15 protein-coding genes are annotated in these 16,786 nt (G+C 39.4%); 5 read left to right on the top strand and 10 right to left on the bottom strand.

From position 1 onward, the window contains the following. Window positions 1-10: 10 nt before the first annotated feature. Window positions 11-1,012, bottom strand: coding sequence for a PASTA domain-containing protein (locus ABDW32_RS19660; protein WP_343565491.1), 1,002 nt, complete (start codon window positions 1,010-1,012; stop codon window positions 11-13). A gap of 116 nt (window positions 1,013-1,128) precedes the next feature. Here ABDW32_RS19660 and ABDW32_RS19655 point away from each other — a divergent pair, with 116 nt between their 5' ends. Further along, entirely contained in the window at window positions 1,129-2,139 is a 1,011-nt protein-coding gene (locus ABDW32_RS19655; protein ID WP_343565489.1) for a D-alanine--D-alanine ligase, read from the top strand. A gap of 120 nt (window positions 2,140-2,259) precedes the next feature. On the opposite strand, the gene ABDW32_RS19650 is transcribed toward ABDW32_RS19655, so the two are convergent. The 4 genes from ABDW32_RS19650 to ABDW32_RS19635 all read right to left on the bottom strand — a co-directional run bounded on the left by ABDW32_RS19650 (window position 2,260) and on the right by ABDW32_RS19635 (window position 5,631). Next, the gene (locus ABDW32_RS19650) at window positions 2,260-3,468 is read right to left on the bottom strand and encodes a serine hydrolase (protein ID WP_343565487.1); all 1,209 of its coding nucleotides are present in this window, start codon (window positions 3,466-3,468) and stop codon (window positions 2,260-2,262) included. Window positions 3,469-3,593: 125 nt separating this feature from the next. Next, window positions 3,594-4,235: a hypothetical protein gene (locus ABDW32_RS19645; RefSeq protein ID WP_343565485.1), complete on the bottom strand. Its 642-nt coding sequence runs from the start codon at window positions 4,233-4,235 to the stop codon at window positions 3,594-3,596. A gap of 9 nt (window positions 4,236-4,244) precedes the next feature. Then, entirely contained in the window at window positions 4,245-4,739 is a 495-nt protein-coding gene (locus ABDW32_RS19640) for a dihydrofolate reductase (RefSeq protein ID WP_343565483.1), read from the bottom strand. A gap of 70 nt (window positions 4,740-4,809) precedes the next feature. Beyond that, complete coding sequence (locus ABDW32_RS19635; protein ID WP_077438538.1) at window positions 4,810-5,631, bottom strand: thymidylate synthase; 822 nt, start codon at window positions 5,629-5,631, stop codon at window positions 4,810-4,812. 158 nt (window positions 5,632-5,789) lie between these two features. On the opposite strand from ABDW32_RS19635, the gene mtaB reads away from it, so the two are divergent. Further along, window positions 5,790-7,112 (top strand): tRNA (N(6)-L-threonylcarbamoyladenosine(37)-C(2))-methylthiotransferase MtaB, encoded by a 1,323-nt coding sequence (gene mtaB / locus ABDW32_RS19630; RefSeq protein ID WP_343565481.1) that lies wholly within the window; start codon window positions 5,790-5,792, stop codon window positions 7,110-7,112. 162 nt (window positions 7,113-7,274) lie between these two features. Here the strand turns inward: mtaB and ABDW32_RS19625 are convergent, their stop codons facing one another. Further along, the gene (locus ABDW32_RS19625; protein WP_343565479.1) at window positions 7,275-8,171 is read right to left on the bottom strand and encodes an EamA family transporter; all 897 of its coding nucleotides are present in this window, start codon (window positions 8,169-8,171) and stop codon (window positions 7,275-7,277) included. 200 nt (window positions 8,172-8,371) lie between these two features. Between ABDW32_RS19625 and ABDW32_RS19620 the strand changes: the two genes are divergently transcribed. The 3 genes from ABDW32_RS19620 (at window position 8,372) to ABDW32_RS19610 (ending at window position 11,662) form a co-directional block, all read left to right on the top strand. Further along, a complete protein-coding gene (locus ABDW32_RS19620) occupies window positions 8,372-9,037 on the top strand; it encodes an NlpC/P60 family protein (RefSeq protein ID WP_343565477.1) in 666 nt (221 codons plus the stop codon). A 175-nt stretch (window positions 9,038-9,212) separates the two neighbouring features. Beyond that, entirely contained in the window at window positions 9,213-9,632 is a 420-nt protein-coding gene (locus ABDW32_RS19615; RefSeq protein WP_077438663.1) for a hypothetical protein, read from the top strand. 467 nt (window positions 9,633-10,099) lie between these two features. Next, window positions 10,100-11,662, top strand: a complete 1,563-nt coding sequence (locus ABDW32_RS19610; RefSeq protein ID WP_343565474.1) for a calcineurin-like phosphoesterase family protein — start codon at window positions 10,100-10,102, stop codon at window positions 11,660-11,662. A gap of 549 nt (window positions 11,663-12,211) precedes the next feature. Here ABDW32_RS19610 and ABDW32_RS19605 read toward each other — a convergent pair. The 4 genes from ABDW32_RS19605 to ABDW32_RS19590 all read right to left on the bottom strand — a co-directional run bounded on the left by ABDW32_RS19605 (window position 12,212) and on the right by ABDW32_RS19590 (window position 16,780). Next, window positions 12,212-13,525, bottom strand: a complete 1,314-nt coding sequence (locus ABDW32_RS19605) for a mechanosensitive ion channel domain-containing protein (protein ID WP_343565472.1) — start codon at window positions 13,523-13,525, stop codon at window positions 12,212-12,214. Between the two features lie 38 nt (window positions 13,526-13,563). After that, the gene (locus tag ABDW32_RS19600) at window positions 13,564-14,934 is read right to left on the bottom strand and encodes a nucleoside permease (protein WP_343565470.1); all 1,371 of its coding nucleotides are present in this window, start codon (window positions 14,932-14,934) and stop codon (window positions 13,564-13,566) included. A 45-nt stretch (window positions 14,935-14,979) separates the two neighbouring features. After that, window positions 14,980-15,606 (bottom strand): bifunctional nuclease family protein, encoded by a 627-nt coding sequence (locus ABDW32_RS19595; RefSeq protein WP_343565468.1) that lies wholly within the window; start codon window positions 15,604-15,606, stop codon window positions 14,980-14,982. 199 nt (window positions 15,607-15,805) lie between these two features. After that, a complete protein-coding gene (locus ABDW32_RS19590; RefSeq protein ID WP_343565466.1) occupies window positions 15,806-16,780 on the bottom strand; it encodes an electron transfer flavoprotein subunit alpha/FixB family protein in 975 nt (324 codons plus the stop codon). Between the last annotated feature and the right edge of the window lie 6 nt (window positions 16,781-16,786).

The following is a 16,786-nucleotide window of genomic DNA, read 5'->3' as shown; positions in this document are numbered from 1 at the left end:
CATAATCGCTTTAGAAGCCTAGACTATTTGCTTTATTTTCCTTTTTTTGCCCCGCTGCAGGTGCTGTATTTGAAGACTTGGCAGGAGGGGTATTTGTTGTCGTTTTTGTTGTAGCAGCTGGCTTCGTCGCAATCGGTTTTGCTGCAGGCGGGGTCGACTGTGTCGGATTCACCTGTGGCTTTGGTGTCGTTGTTCCTCCAGAGCTACCGCTTGTAGGTGACGGCGCTGTCAGTGAAAGCGTCACATCTATTTTTGCCCCCAAGCTTGTTAATCCCTTTTCTACCCCTGGAGATTGTACACTGATCACTGCTGTTGTGGTATCGGTGACATTCGGATCATAGGTCACAGTCCCTAAGCCAAGTCCGGCACCAGAAAGCGCAAATTTAGCTTCGTTCAAAGGAAGGCCGATCAGATTGGGAATTTCAACTTCATTCGCCCCAAGACCATTGCCAAGAACAAGATCTATTCTTGAACCTTTCGGGATCATCCGGCCATTTCGGATGGACTGACCTGCAAATTGCGCGTCTAACACAATATCTCTAGCAATATCAGCAACATAAGTGGTGTCGCCTATTTTAAGATTATGATTTTTTAAAATAGCCATTGCTTCGATCAGGGTCTTATCCTTAATATTCGGAAAGGAGACTTCTGGTGCCACTTGAGTGATGATGGTCAGATAAATTGTTCGACCAGATTTCACGTGAAATCCCTGTTCGGGATCCTGTTCGATCACCAGACCTGGTTTGGCATCCATCTGATAAACGGAGTCAATTTGATATTCCAGCCCAGCATCTTCCAGAGCCTGGATGGCAGCGTTGATATGTAGACCCTTTATTTTCGGAACTGCAATGGATTCATCATGTTTAGTATATATTTTCAGCCCGACATATACCGCAAGAAATAGGCAGACTATCGCGACAAATGCGGCAATGAGATTTTTTCTGAATGTGGGTGTCTGAAGATATTGTACGACTTTGGACATTACTGTATTTGATAAAAATGAATTCTGCATAGAACCGCAATATTGAAGCCAATTTTGCAGAATGGTTAAATAAAATTATTCCTCACAAAATTATTCGTTTTTCCGTGTATAGCAAATTATATTTGCTATTCGAATCGCTAAAATTTATGAAAGCAAAAATAGCATTAATAACTGGAGGTTATACAGGGGAGGCCGAAGTTTCTTTTAAGAGCGCTGCCTTTGTCAATTCCCAACTTGATCATGATAAATACGATGTATACCTGATTACGATTTCAAAAGATGCATGGTTTTATACCGATAAAGACAATCAGCAGTATTCTATTCAGCGTGAAAGTTTTACATTGCCATTAAATGGAGAAACGATCAGTTTCGACTTAGCCTTTATTATGGTCCATGGCGTACCGGGCGAGGATGGTAGACTACAGAGCTACTTTGATTTGCTGGATATTCCTTATACATCATGCGATGCATTGACATCGGCCTTGACGATGAACAAGGGGTATACAAAGGCCATATTAAGTGATATTCCTGAAGTGTATCTGGCCAAATCTGTTTTATTATTTGAATCGCAACGAGCGGAAGCTGTGAACACGGTAGAAAGTAATCTTTCCCTTCCATATTTTGTAAAACCAAACGCTGGTGGAAGTAGTATCGGGATGACAAAGGTGAAAGAATCTGCTCAATTGCAGGAAGCTATTGATAAAGCATTCGACGCCGAGAATACGGGAAAGCAGGTAATTGTTGAGGAATTTGTAACCGGAAGGGAATTCTCGGAAGGGATTTTCCGTAATGCGAAAGGCGAATTGGTCGTGTTGCCTGCAACGGAAGTTCGCACAACACGTGAATTTTTTGATTTTGAAGCGAAGTATATCCCCGGTTTGACCGAGGAAATTACACCGGCCGACCTGAAAGCCGAACAACGGGAGCGTATCGCCGCTATTCTGAAGCAAATCTATATTCGGTTAAATTGTAAGGGTATGGTACGTGTAGACTTCTTCCTGGAAAATGGTACCGATAAGTTTTACTTTATTGAGATTAATACTATTCCGGGGCAGACAGCCCAAAGTTTTATCCCACAACAGGTACGTGCTTTTGGTATGAAAGAAGGTGACTTCTATGCTGAATTGATTGAAAGTGCTTTATTGTCCGCGAAATAGGTAATTGGCGGGGTGTTTTCCTGATGCTATATCATCCGCATAGATATGAACTACCTTGTGTAGCTAACAGATATCAATGCTGAAAAAAAGGCTTTCAGATTTCTGAAAGCCTTTTTTGTATTATTTTCTGAAATCAAACTTGGATAAATCAGGTTTGATTTTTTTTGTTCTTTTTAATTCTTCCTGATAGATAAGCTGGCCGATGTTTTTCAAAAATGGATAGGTGACGGTCTCGTATTCATAAATGCCGTCGTTGTAAATTCCATTTTCATTGGATTGAACAACAACAGCAAGCAGAAATTCAATACCCTGTTCGAAATCTACAATATAAGCGTTGTCAATATTATAGCCGTAGGAGTCACCATATTTATTGAAAATACGGATATTGGGATTTAGCCTGGTCTCTTTTTCGCGACCATAGAAAAGCAATTTGCTGTAGGTAGGCCAGAATTCTGTGGTATCATATTTTGGGAAATCCGATTCAAACGGATAACGGGACATATAATCATAGAGTAGGTTATAATCTTCTTTTTGTAAATTAAACCTGTCTTTGCTTTTGAATGCCTCTGGAAATAATAATTTCTTCAGGATCAGTTGTTGATCCTCCAGCGCATACACATTGAGACCTTCAAAGCTCCATGGTTCATGGATCAGTTCATCTTTATCGTTTATGTAACCCTTGCCTTGAAGCGTATTGGCCAATTTGATGTCGTAGTCTTTGGGGTCAAATTGTTCTTTCTGCTGGTAGATAATATGGTCATCCTTATAGAACGTGAAAGGATTCGTATGCTTGGCCCAGATTCCTTTGTCTCCTATAGCAAGCCGGTTGACAATCCGGCTATATTTGGCACCATATTTTTTCAATTTTGCATTTAATTCAGCACGGCCAATAAATTCGAACAACCTATTTTGGGCATCATTATCGCTAGTCAATAATATTTTTTTGACATATTGGGCGATTGATGGCAGTCCGTTGGCAGCAGACTCATCTACAGATACGCTGGTTTGTTTTTCAAAAGCAGAATCAATACGCAGGGGCGTATCTTTAGTCAGCCCATTAATATGTAAGTCATTAATTTTTTCCAGTGCCAAAATCGCAGTTGGCAGTTTCACAGTACTCGCTGGATAGAAGTACCAATTAGGATTCACCCGGTAACTATAAGACCTGAAGTGCGGAATATTGGATTTATCACGGTCAATTTGCGTGTACAGGATCTGTACCTCATGTTTTGTCGAATGATTTAATATTCGCTGGAACAGATCAGGGTGACTCTGAAGTAATTTTTCCAGGTATACGGTATCTATCTTTTGAGCATATGTGTTAGACATGAATAGTGTGAAGAATAATAGTAGATATTTATGCATTTTTATAGAAAAATTGTATTTCAGATGCCTAGTGTCTGTAATCCGGATGACAGACTTAATTTGTTGAATTTGATATATGGTATATGCTGTTATCTATTCAATTCTTCGATGGCTTTTAATAATTTATTTTTTAACACCAGCTTCTTTGCTTTTTCATTTTCCTGAACGTAAGGCTCTAATGTACTTATTTGAAGTGGCAAGATTTCGTTCGTGTTATCAATCTTAAAATGTGATATTGTAGGATCATTGATATCAGCAGTCATACTATATCGTCTGAATTTTTTTTGGTATTTAACGGTGTCTACCAAAAATAACCAACAGCTATCCTGTGGAATGCCTCTAATTTTATTTTTCTTTACATCTATCCGATAAATCTCTTTCGTTTGATCGGGTGTCACTGTATATTTTTTGCCCTTTTCTTTCCAGGAGATTTCACTGGGTTTGGTAGCAGTTCGAAGTTTTATTTTAGTTTTTGAAACAACAGTGCTGTCATTTTTTAAGACAATATAAAACTCATATCTACTACTCACAGGTTTCTTCCCGAATGATGAATAGAACCGAGGCATATAGTGGCCTGGAGTAGTAACATTTCCATAAGGAGTCCGTATAGTCGTTGGTGGAAGGAACTGTGCGAAAGCTTGTGTTGAAGTCAACAAAGTGAAAAGAAAAAAGCTTATCGCAGACATAATAACATGCATCATCTTATTTAATTGCAGGTCCAGTTTGTTCATCGTGTAGAACTATTTTCTTGTATACACCTCAAAGGTATAGTTGAATGCATGCTTATCATCTGCCTGATGCGGTTCCGCAGAAACCAGTTCCCAGTCTTCCGGTGATAATGCCGGAAAAAATGCATCTCCCTGGATCGTTGTATGCACACGGGTCAGAAGTACCTTGTTTGCCAGCGGTAAGGCTTGTTGATAGATATTTGCTCCACCTATGATAAAAACCTCACGTTCATCGCGGCAATATAAAAGGGCTTCCTGGATGCTGTTGGCAACATCGATATCTGCTCCTTGGAAATCCGCATTACGTGTGATGACGATATTTCTTCGGTCGGGTAAAGCTTTGCCTATGGATTCAAAGGTTTTTCTTCCCATCAGGACAGAATGTTCAATGGTATTTCTTTTAAAATATTTAAAGTCGTTGGGTAAATGCCAGGGCATCTGGTTATTGATGCCGATTGCATTGTTTTCCGAAGCTGCTACGATTAATGTGATCGTTGGGTTACTCATCTTGTGTCGTGTAGATTAGTCGTATTGTGTAAAGTGATATGATGCAAGGAGAAGCTTCCTAAAGGTCTTCTTAAACCGCAACAGGTGCCTTTATATGTGGATGTGATTCGTAATTTAACAATTCGAAATCTTCGAATTTGAAATCAAAAATATCTTTCACCTCGGGGTTTATTTTCATTTGAGGCAATGGCTTTGGATCGCGGCTCAACTGTAATTCCGTCTGTTCAAAGTGATTACTATAGATATGTGCATCGCCCAGTGTGTGGATAAATTCAGCAGCTTCCATATCACAGACCTGTGCCACCATCATTGTCAACAGTGCATAAGAAGCAATATTGAAAGGTACACCTAAAAATATATCAGCGCTACGTTGATAAAGCTGACAGGACAATTGAGGTTTCATAATCCCCTTTTCAGGTTGTGCCGGTGCTACATAAAATTGAAAGAAAGCATGACATGGAGGCAAGGCCATATGTTCAATCTCAGCAACATTCCATGCTGATACGATAATCCGACGGGAATCTGGTGAGTTTTTTAGTTGGTTGATCACCTGTGTGATCTGGTCGATATGACGACCGTCAGGCGTTGGCCATGAGCGCCATTGCGAACCGTAAACCGGGCCCAGGTTGCCCTGCTCATCTGCCCACTCGTCCCAGATGCTTACCCCATTTTCCTTCAAATACTGGATATTGGTTTCGCCTTTCAGAAACCAGATCAGCTCATGAATAATGGATCTGAGGTGCAGCTTCTTTGTGGTTACTAAAGGAAATCCCTCCTGAAGGTTGAAACGCATCTGATATCCAAAGACACTCTTTGTACCGGTACCGGTACGATCTGTTTTTACAACACCATTCGTGTATACATGTCTGAGTAAATCTAAATATTGTTTCATCTGTACGTTTAATTTTATTAAATGCTTAATCTTTAAATCTTCTAGCGCCTTCGACCTTTCAAGATAGTCAAAACTAAGGAAAATCCTTATAACGAGAAAGTCAAAACTTAAAATGATGAGAAGGGTTACTAAAAAAAAATGTAATTTTGCAAAATATTATGGAGAATAAAAAAGTAGCTTTTTATACACTTGGATGTAAACTGAATTATTCGGAGACATCATCCATAGGACGTTTATTTAAGGAAGCGGGCTATGATACAACAGCGTTCAATAGCCGTGCGGATGTCTATGTAATCAATACATGTTCTGTAACGGACAATGCTGACAAAAAGTGTAGAAAAGTGGTCAAGGAAGCTTTAAAGCACTCTCCGAATGCCTATATTACCATTGTAGGTTGTTATGCCCAGCTAAAACCAAAGGAAATTGCGGAGATCCCAGGGGTAGACATGGTATTGGGAGCTGCTGAGAAATTTAATATCATTGAACATATCAATGATTTGACCAAACAGGAAAAAACAATTGTTTATAATGGCCCGATTGATGAAACCAATCAATTTGTATCAGCCTATTCCATTGGTGATCGTACCCGTACTTTTTTAAAAGTTCAGGACGGATGTGATTATTCCTGTACATTCTGTACGATTCCCCTGGCACGCGGTGGAAGCCGTTCAGGAAAGATTGAAGAGATTGTAAAACAGGCGGAAGAAATTGCTGCTTCGGGTGTTAAGGAAATTGTGTTGACGGGTGTTAATATCGGGGATTTTGGTATCCGCGATGGTAAACGCGAAGACCGCTTCCTAGATTTGGTAAAGGCACTGGACGAGGTTGAAGGTATCGATCGGATACGTATTTCTTCTATAGAACCTAATCTTCTTTCAAACGATATCATCGAGTTTGTAGCACAATCCAAAAGATTCGTTCCGCATTTTCATATGCCATTACAGTCAGGAAGCAACAAGATTTTGGGTCTGATGCGGCGGAGATATAAACGCGAACTGTATACCGAGCGAGTAGAATTTATCAAGTCCTTAATGCCGAACTGTTGTATAGGTGTTGACGTGATTGTTGGATTTCCGGGTGAAACACGTGCAGACTTTTTAGATACCTATAATTTCCTGAATGATATGGATATTTCCTATCTCCACGTTTTCACCTATTCAGAGCGTGAAAATACGATCGCAGCTCAAATGGAAGGAGCTGTACCGGGAGCACAGCGTAGTGATAGAAGTAAGATGTTACATATTCTTTCAGAGAAGAAACGTCGCGCCTTTTATGAATCACAGCTTGGCGCCCAGGGAGATGTCCTGTTCGAAGCAGATGAAAAAGATGGTTATATGCACGGTTTCTCCAAAAATTATGTCAAGGTGCGGACTTTGTATGATCCATTATTGGTGAACGAAGTTGTACCCGTTAAATTTATGGAAGTTACAGATACCTGTGAAGTAGAGGTGGAAGAAGTTTCAGAAACATTGGCACATTAGTTCTTCAGGAACTATACACGATAAAAAAGGGGTAATCTTCTGAAAGATTACCCCTTTTTCATGATGAAAATCTTTATTCCCTTCTTCTCCGATGAATGTTGGTTTGCCATTCGATATTGTTGTATGGAATACCTGTCATCATGTTTTAAACGAATATCTTGGTTAGTGAGAACTGCTTTTTGCAGCATTTAACCAGATCACCGTACCCAAAATCAAAAGGACACCGATCCATTGTACAAGTGAAACAGATTCATGTAGTATAAAATAGGACATGCAGGTGGCGACAGGCAATTCCGCAGAACTTAATATTCCACCTAAAGAGAAGCCTGTTTTAGGCAAACCATAAGCAAATAGCAATGGTGGAATGACGGTGCCAAACAGCGATAGTATCAATCCAAAATGTAGAAAATTACCATCAAATTGACCATTAAATAAATAAGTCGGTGGAAATAAGGTGAAAATCAAAATACAGGAACCTGTTACCATGATTGCACTCTTTTGTATCGGATGGTAATCATTACCCACACGGCCATTCACGATCATAAATACGGAATAAGCCGTTGCGGCCAGGAATCCAAATAGTAGGCCGGTTAAATTGAGATCTTCCAATCCCTTTTCGATGAGCCCTGTCGCGAATAATGTGGCAACCAGTACAATGCCGATGCCGATCAGATTATTTTTTGATGGCTTTGCTTTGAAAAAGATAAACTCGATGACCACGCCTATCCATATATACTGCATCAGCAGAACAATAGCCAGAGAGGCGGGAACCAGCTGTACACATTTATAGTATAAGACACTCACCAGTCCAGTTGATGTGCCGCTGATTAAGATTTTGATCCATGAAGATTTTTTAGTTGAAGATTGGAAGGTTTTTCCAGAAAATAACTTGATCGTGATAAAGATAAGCCAAAGCATAAGCATGCCAAATAATACTTGAATCCCTGTCACCTCGCCCAAAGTAAGCCCTTGGCCATATGCTTTTTTTACAAATGTTGATAATATCCCAAAACTGCTCGCACCTAAAAAGACGGCTAATGCACCTTTTAATTTTTCCATTCTCAAATAAATTAGGCGGCAAAGTTACGATTTCTGAACAATTCTTTTTCTGATCCAACGTTCTTGGTAAGGAAAAATGATAAACCCGAGCTATTGATGAGGTATCTGTTGTGACTTCAACGAAAGTGAAACAATAATGGCTGCGGGATTTATGGAATCATCTTTTTGCCACTGATAGTCTTTTGAATAAAATAGAGCGAATGAATAAATTGTTTTTTATGAAGGAGGTAAATAGGTTGTTTATCAACGGCAATTTATTTAAGTTTGTCCTGCAGGAAAGTAAATCGAACAGCATGATTGCAAAGTCTTATTTTATCTTCTTTTTAAGCGCACTACTATTCTTGAGCAGCTGTTCAACGAAGAAAAAAGTAATGACTTCGGGATCCCGTTCCTCCAACGGCTCGGTGTTGACCGATGCAAGCTCTGCACGTGGAAAAATCTTTTCAGGTTCCCGCCTTGATAATTATGCCTCCTTACTGAATGTAAGTGTCAAAAAACTAAATCCGCAGCTTTATTCTTTTATCGATGACTGGATGGGTATACCGCATCGCATGGGCGGACAAACCAAAGGTGGTGTGGATTGCTCCGGATTTGTCAACCTGCTATATATTGAAGTGTATAAAGGTAATCTTCCACGGACATCCCGAGATATGGAGGGTATTGTAAAAAGAAAGAAACCTGAAAAATTAGAGGAGGGTGACCTGGTGTTTTTTTCCTTTGGTAAAAATGGGATAGACCATGTGGGAGTGTATTTACACAATAATAAATTTGTACATGTATCCACACGCAAAGGAGTTATTATTTCCGATCTTACAGATAGCTGGTATGCCAGAACTTTTGTGGATGCGGGTTCTCCGAAGATCTAACAAGATGAAATCCATGTAGCTTTTATGTCATATCTTGACATAAACTTTTATACCCTATATAAATCCTTATTTTTGTCAAAATTTTATAGAAATGACAATAAAGAGTAAAAAGATTTTTTTAGGCCTTTGTATTATTGTGCCATTTTTAATGTATTGTGTTTATTACTACAGCAATATGATAAAAAATGCACCCTTCCGTTTTGCTGATTTTGAATCAATAGAATTCAAATATGGCGAGCCGAATCATATGGTCAATGAATATAATTCGAAAACGCGTATCTATAAATATTTAGACAAACAAGATTCTTTAATTACCGATACTGTAAAGTTTACAAAAGACGACCTTTTGTACCTGCACCGCAAAGCAATGGAGTTAGGATTTTGGAATTTGGATACAGATATGACCGGTCCAGAGTGGAAGAAAGATTCCATTAATTCTAAAGTGCCTCGTTTTTACTTGGAATACAACTACAAGGATAAGTCGAAACGTGTGACTTTGGATGCAGATTTCGCGGGCAACCCACGGATGCATGATGCTGCTAAATCAATGATAGACGAAGTAAACCGTATGCTGGCAACAGCTCAAGCAAGATAATAACGATAATTGTATTTTTTTTAAAAGGAGCGACTAATGATTTGGTCGCTCCTTTTTTAGTTTTTCTTTCAATTTAATGTTGATTTTCTCTTGGGGCAGTATTATCCCTCACACAGCTTATGCAAAGGCTGAAATTGGGCAACGCATTCGATGTAATAATAACAGCAAATTAAGGAAGATGCTTTGGGAAAGTCTGATGTCATGTGCAGGATAAAATCATACTAATTGGTAAACTAACAAGGACTTTATAGGGAGCTTATACGGACCTCATCCGGACCTCATTCGGATAAACACGTATAAAGTACCCGTTAGATCCGATTGAAACACCTCTAATTTATTGATTAAAATAAAGCCAGTTGTTAAGTTAGTAACGAATTGATAAGAACTTATATTTACGAATTCTTTATATACAATTGATATTGTCTTAATGGTAATAGGGTACTTTAGCGACAAAATCAATATTCAATATGAGAACATTTATGGCATTGGCCATTTCTTTGGCGCTAGCCCAGGCGGTACAGGCACAACAGGAATTTGCAAAGGGAAAAGTTTTTCTAGATATAAACAAAAACGGAAAATTAGATAAGAACGAGAAAGGGATCGCAGCTGTCTCTGTAAGTAACGGTCGCGAGGTAGTGACTAGCGACAATAATGGTAATTATCAATTGCCAGTTGGAAAAGATAATATCATTTTTGTTGTCAAACCTTCTGGATATGCCCTGCCCCTGGATGAAAATAACCACCCGAAATTCTATTATATACACAAAGTCCAAGGTAGTCCTGCATCAAAATACCTCGGGGTTTCGGCAACAGGAAAAATTCCTTCCGATTTGAACTTCGCTTTATATCAACAGGAAGAGCCTACCCGTTTTTCGGCCTTTGTCTTTGGTGATCCACAGGCTTATACCGAAGAAGAGCTGGGATTTTTTAAGTATGGAATCATCAACGAGATTGCTGACAAATCGATTGCAAAATTTGGAATCAGCTTAGGCGATTTGGTCGGTGACGATCTATCTCTTCAACCAAAATATAAATCGGTCATTTCAACGATGGGCTTACCTTGGTACAATGTGATGGGAAATCATGATATGAATTATGATGCCAAAACCGACAGTCTTTCTGATGAATCTTATGAACGGACCTTTGGTCCCAATAACTATTCCTTTAATTATGGGAATGCACACTTTATTGTATTGGACGATATCATCTATCCCAATCCACGTACTGGAAAAGGATATCTCGGCGGTTTTAGAAAAGATCAATTGGATTTTGTTGAAAATGATCTAAAACAGGTGGATAAAGATAAATTGATTGTTCTTTCCTTCCATATTCCGTTATATCACGAAAATTCGAATGTGTTTCGCAACGAAGATAGGCAGCGTCTTTTTGATATACTAGCTCCCTTTAAACATACACTTTCACTTTCAGCACATACACATTTCCAACGTCAATATTTTTATGGACAGAAAGATGGTTGGAAGCAGGAACAGCCACATCACGAATATAATGTCGGAACCACATCTGGGGATTGGTATTCAGGTGAACTGAATGATAAAGGAATTCCCGTTTCTACAATGCGGGACGGTACACCAAAAGGTTATGCAATTTTAAAAATTGAAGATAATCAATATAGTTTCGATTATAGGGTAGTCGGGAAACCAGCAAGCTATCAGATTGATATTTATGGCGCTTCAGTAGTACCGGAGAAGTACACGAAAAGATACCCCATTTATGCAAACTTCTTCATTGGTAGGGAAGGCGATAAAGTTGCCTACAGAATTGATCAAGGGGATTGGAAAGAGATGGAATATGTTAACGAGAGTGATCCCGCTTTCTTAAAAGCGCTGGCAAAATACGATACTGCTGAAGAATTGATGACAACGCGTCGTCCATCCAATCCAGAGAAATCAAGTCATCTATGGATGATGAATTTACCGAAACTTAAAACTGGAACATATCAGCTTGAAATCAGAGCTACCGATATGTTTAACAGGGAACATTTTGCTACCAAAAGTATCGTGGTGAAATAATTATATATGTAGTATTGCAGGAAAGGGGCTGTCTAAAAAAATTGGATAGCCCCATTTTTATGCGATTTATTCCAGCCTCCCAGGTAAATTATTTCAGCTATTCCGTTCTCTAAGGGATTGGCTTGACTTATGAATACCATATTTTAACCCCATGTTAGCGCCATCGATTTGTGGCGATTGAAATCGTATGCTATGTACAGTGAGTAGGTGTAAGTGGTTTGTATTCAGGTTGTAATAGCGCAGTTTTGGTTTGACCGGTGGTCAAATTTTGGTTTTATCAAACAGAAGTAGCGTTCATTGATTAACGATGCGAAATAAATAATTTAAATAACTATTTATCGAATTGTTTTAAGTTTAAAGTTAACTTAAGATGCACTTAACATAGCAGCTCTATATTTGTGTAGAGTAATTTTTGATTCATAAAGAGTTAGGGTTAATGTGTAGATCTGTTGTGAAACACGTCTGAAAATTTAGTTTGTTTTTAAAGTGAAAAGGTAATCTCCCCGGATTACCTTTCACTGTTTTTATGGATAACGCCTGTTATTGTCATTAATTCAAAAGACCTATTTTATTTGCGCTTACATACTGTCTAAAATCATCCGAGGCGGGATTTTCAAAGATTTCGAGATCAAAGTATTTCGTGGCAGCAAAGAGATGGTCAAATACATCGGAGACAATTCCTTCGTAGTATTCCCAACGTATATCATTGACAAAAAAGTAAAGTTCGATGGGGACACCATGTTCAGTTGACGCGAGTTGTCGCACCATTAGAGGCATTGTTTTGTGAATATTAGGATTCTGACGCAGGTAGGTTAGTGCATAGGCTCTGAACATGCCTAGGTTGGTCATTTTTCGGCCATTTATTGGACTGGAAGGATCAATCTGATGCATGCTGTTAAATTCATCAATTGTCTTTGCACGGTCTTCAATATAGGGACGGAGAATCTGTATGTTCTTTAGTTTTTCGATCTCCTCATTCGCTAAAAAACGGATTGTGGAGATTTTAATATTGATTGCTCTTTTCAGGCGTCTTCCGCCAGATTGTTGCATGCCCCTATAATTTTTAAAGGAATCGGATAATAGGGTATGTGTCGGGATTGTCGTGATGGTCTTATCAAAGTTCTGCACTTTAACGTTGTTGAGATTGATTTCCTTGACGGTCCCATCTGCACCGTATTTGGGCATTTCAATCCAATCCCCCACCCGTATGGAATCATTGGCCGAAACCTGGATACTGGCCACAAAGCCCAGAATGGTGTCTTTAAAGACCAACATTAGGATTGCCGAGGCTGCACCCAGGGATAAAAGAAATGACCAGGGGGAACTGCCTGTCAAGATCGAAAAACAGATCGTACCGCCAATAAAGTACATAATAATCTGGCACACCTGTAGGTAACTCTCCAGCGGTTTGTCGGCAAAGGACTTTTTTGTACGTAAGATATCCCGGATACTTTTTAACAAGGAATGAATAATCAGTAAGCTGACGATTGTGGTTGCAATAGCCAATAATTTGTTGATATTTTCTTTCCAATTTGGAAAGCCCATAAAAATAATAGGAATGATGTATTGCGCGACTAAAATGGGAACGAAATGGGCAATGAGCTTTAAGGTCTTATTCCGGATTAACAAATCGTCAAATCTGTTGGCACTTCGCCGGATCGCTTTGATCGTCAGTAATAACAGAATTTTTTTGCTGAAATAATCAACAATGATCAAAAATAAGACGACCAGCAATAATAGAATAATGGAGTTGATAAAATGATTGGTCTGGTTGTCCAAACCTAGATTTTTAATCCATTGAAAAGTCCAGTTATAAATTTGCGATTGAGAATCCGTTAACAATGCCGTTGATGTGTTTTGCATACTGCAAATATACAAAAAGCCGCATTTGCGGCTTTTTGTTATTTCGAATTTAGCGACTCACGTTCGTGCTTATGTCTAAAGAATACGGCAAAAAGAACCGCGATTACCAGTGTGTAGATCGCAAAGGCAAGCCAGATGTCATGCCAATCTCTGAGCATAAGACTATTGTTCAGTGTGCCGTCGGGCAATAGTGCGATACTTTTCTCCTTTAGGAAGTTCAGAAAGTGTGTATCGTTGATATCTGTATCCAGATAGCCGGCAAGATCCTGTCCATTCTGAAAACTTTTGGTGAAATAATGGTCAATAATCCACCCGGACGCATAACTGCCGAATACGGCGCCAAAACCATTCGTCATCATCATAAATAGGCCCTGTGCGGAACTCCGTATGCTTGAGGTTGTCGATGTTTCTACAAATAGTGAACCTGAGATATTGAAGAAGTCAAATGCCATTCCATAGACGATACAGGAAAGAATGATCATCCACAGACCACCCGTCGGGTCTCCAAATGAGAACAGGCCAAAACGTAACACCCAGGCAAACATGGAGATCAGCATAACTTTCTTAATTCCAAATCTCTTTAGGAAAAAGGGTATTGCCAAGATAAAAAGTGTTTCTGAGATCTGTGAAATCGACATAATGATTGTTGAATATTTCACAACAAAAGATTCGGCAAATTTCGGGTAGAATTTAAATTCGTCAAGAAACACATCTCCATAGGCATTTGTCAACTGCAATGCAGCTCCTAGGAACATGGAAAATATAAAGAACAAAGCCATTTTATAGTTCCCAAATAATTTAAAAGCTTCTAAGCCCAATAATTGGGTCCAGGAAGCGTTTTCCTGTTGTAATTTTTTAGGCGGACATTTGGGTAAAGTAAAGGCATAGAGACTTAAGGCCAAGGCCGCTGTTCCAGCAATATAAAATTGATAGGCCGTGGCTTTATTACCCGTTAGATTTGTGATCCACATCGCGACAATAAATCCAATGGTTCCAAATACGCGAATAGGGGGAAATGCTTTGACCAGATCGTAGTTGTTTTCATTTAATGCGGTATAAGCAATTGAGTTGGATAAGGCCAAAGTCGGCATATAGAAACACATCGCTGCGAGCATCGCATAAAAAAAAGTGTGGGGGTCATTAACTTCCGGTAGATAAAAAAGAACGGCAGCATAACATAAATGCAGCATAAAATATAGTCTTTCAGCATTTATCCAGCGGTCTGCGATTATCCCCATCAGTGTCGGCATAAATAGCGAGGCTATTCCCATAGTGGCGAAGATAGCGCCGAATTGTGTGCCATCCCATTGCTTTGTGCCAAACCAATAGTTAGCTATTGTAATCAACCATGCTCCCCAGACAAAAAACTGAAAGAAGCTCATAATGGTCAATCTTAATTTAATAGACATAAAACGATATTATTTAGAGTTTTTGTTTCGCTTTAGTGAGAGGAGTTATTTTCTTTTGGAAATCTCATCCCTAATCAAGGCTGCTTGCTCGTAATTCTCTTCCATTAATGCCTGGTTGAGTGCCTGCTCCAATTGTTCGTCCGTTAACGAAGAAAAAGGGTTGTTAGGAGATTTGGAAGGAGTCTTTTCTTCGACTTCAACCATATTAGGGTCTTGTACTTTGTTCGCTTTGTCCAGATTTTCCAAAAATGCGAATTCATGTCCCTCAATAATGATCCCTGCAGATGACATGATAAATTCGTAGGCGTAAATTGGGGCTTCGAATCGAACCGCTAAAGCAACGGCGTCGGAGGTACGGGCATCGATTTCGACTATTTTATTGCCATCAGAACAAATAATTTTCGCATAAAAAATGCCTTCAATCAGGTTATAGATAAGTACTTCAACGAGTTTAATACCAAAAGATTCCGCGAAAGATTGAAATAGGTCATGCGTAAGGGGACGGCTTGGAATCATTTTTTCTATCCGAATGGCAATAGCTTGGGCTTCATGGCTACCAATAATGATGGGCAATCTTCTGTTGCCCTCCACTTCTCCCAATACAAGGGCATAAGCCCCAGATTGTGTTTGACTATAGGATAAACCAACGATATCTAATCTGATTTTCTTCATTTTAATTCCAAAGCGGTCTACAAACTTAGATAAATTTGCTTTTATATGCAATTATAAATTCGTTCCTTGTGAAACAAATTTATCGTTCTCTCGTTCGTAATCAAGACCTTTTTATCAGGAAAATTGTAAATAAGCAAGGGCAAACAAAAACTCCCCATTCATTTTTTTATGAATGGGGAGAAAAATATGTTATTAAAATTTAACTGCCTTTGTAAGCTTTTAAAGCCTGTGTCAATTTGGGAACAACATCGAATGCATCACCAACGATACCGTAATCGGCTACTTTAAAAAATGGCGCTTCGGGATCTTTGTTGATGACAACAATTGTTTTCGACGAACTGACTCCAGCCAAATGCTGGATGGCACCAGAAATACCGATTGCGATATAGAGATTAGGGCTTACAACAATTCCTGTCTGGCCAACATGTTCAGAATGTGGACGCCATCCCGCGTCAGAAACAGGTTTTGAGCAGGCTGTGGCAGCACCAAGAACATCTGCTAACTCTTCGATCATTCCCCAGTTTTCCGGACCTTTTAATCCACGCCCTGCGGAAACAACAATTTCGGCTTCTGGTAGCGAAACTTTGTCTGTAGCACGAACAATCTCTTTAACAATTGTCGAAAAGTCTGCTTGGGCAACATTTGCCGTAAATGATTCCACTACCGCTTGACCTCCTGTTTCCTTGGTCTCATAGGCATTGGGGCTAAGGGCAACGATCTTTATTGCTGCGGTCAATTCTACTGTGGCGAATGCTTTATTGGAAAACGCAGTCTTTTTAACTGTTAGTTTTTCGCCTTCAATTGTTGGTAAGGCTAATGCGCCGTCTGCAAGTGCCGCATGGAGTTTTGCCGCAATCCGCGGGGCTAGCCCTTTACCCGAGAATGAATTAGAAAGCACAAGCAGATTTGCTCCTGTACTTTTGACAGCCTCAGCGATAATGCTGGCATAAGCCTGATTGACGAAAGAGGAGAGCTGCTCATTATTAACCGTGAGTACTTTGGAGGCCCCATAGTTGCCCAAGGCAGCAAGCTCGTCCTGAGCCACATTGCCAATAGAAATGGCGACAAGATCAGTGTTTGTATTATCAGCGATGGCTTTGGCGTAAGAAACTACTTCAAAAGCAGACTTTTTGAATTTTCCATCGGTATTTTCTACATATACTAGTATTGACATAGTTTT

The organism is Sphingobacterium sp., from assembly GCF_039596235.1.
GTDB lineage: Bacteria > Bacteroidota > Bacteroidia > Sphingobacteriales > Sphingobacteriaceae > Sphingobacterium.
The sequence above is the reverse complement of the archived record's forward strand: the minus strand, read 5'-3'. Positions and strand labels throughout refer to the sequence as shown.

What these genes read in the sequence shown, in the direction of transcription:
- ABDW32_RS19615 (WP_077438663.1), top strand. Translation starts at nt 9,213, where the DNA reads ATGATAAAAAATGCACCCTTCCGTTTTGCTGATTTTGAATCAATAGAA.
- mtaB (WP_343565481.1), top strand. Translation starts at nt 5,790, where the DNA reads ATGGAGAATAAAAAAGTAGCTTTTTATACACTTGGATGTAAACTGAAT.
- ABDW32_RS19650 (WP_343565487.1), bottom strand. Translation starts at nt 3,468, where the DNA reads ATGTCTAACACATATGCTCAAAAGATAGATACCGTATACCTGGAAAAA.
- ABDW32_RS19640 (WP_343565483.1), bottom strand. Translation starts at nt 4,739, where the DNA reads ATGAGTAACCCAACGATCACATTAATCGTAGCAGCTTCGGAAAACAAT.
- ABDW32_RS19635 (WP_077438538.1), bottom strand. Translation starts at nt 5,631, where the DNA reads ATGAAACAATATTTAGATTTACTCAGACATGTATACACGAATGGTGTT.
- ABDW32_RS19600 (WP_343565470.1), bottom strand. Translation starts at nt 14,934, where the DNA reads ATGTCTATTAAATTAAGATTGACCATTATGAGCTTCTTTCAGTTTTTT.
- ABDW32_RS19660 (WP_343565491.1), bottom strand. Translation starts at nt 1,012, where the DNA reads ATGCAGAATTCATTTTTATCAAATACAGTAATGTCCAAAGTCGTACAA.
- ABDW32_RS19610 (WP_343565474.1), top strand. Translation starts at nt 10,100, where the DNA reads ATGAGAACATTTATGGCATTGGCCATTTCTTTGGCGCTAGCCCAGGCG.
- ABDW32_RS19590 (WP_343565466.1), bottom strand. Translation starts at nt 16,780, where the DNA reads ATGTCAATACTAGTATATGTAGAAAATACCGATGGAAAATTCAAAAAG.
- ABDW32_RS19620 (WP_343565477.1), top strand. Translation starts at nt 8,372, where the DNA reads ATGAATAAATTGTTTTTTATGAAGGAGGTAAATAGGTTGTTTATCAAC.
- ABDW32_RS19645 (WP_343565485.1), bottom strand. Translation starts at nt 4,235, where the DNA reads ATGAACAAACTGGACCTGCAATTAAATAAGATGATGCATGTTATTATG.
- ABDW32_RS19605 (WP_343565472.1), bottom strand. Translation starts at nt 13,525, where the DNA reads ATGCAAAACACATCAACGGCATTGTTAACGGATTCTCAATCGCAAATT.
- ABDW32_RS19655 (WP_343565489.1), top strand. Translation starts at nt 1,129, where the DNA reads ATGAAAGCAAAAATAGCATTAATAACTGGAGGTTATACAGGGGAGGCC.
- ABDW32_RS19625 (WP_343565479.1), bottom strand. Translation starts at nt 8,171, where the DNA reads ATGGAAAAATTAAAAGGTGCATTAGCCGTCTTTTTAGGTGCGAGCAGT.
- ABDW32_RS19595 (WP_343565468.1), bottom strand. Translation starts at nt 15,606, where the DNA reads ATGAAGAAAATCAGATTAGATATCGTTGGTTTATCCTATAGTCAAACA.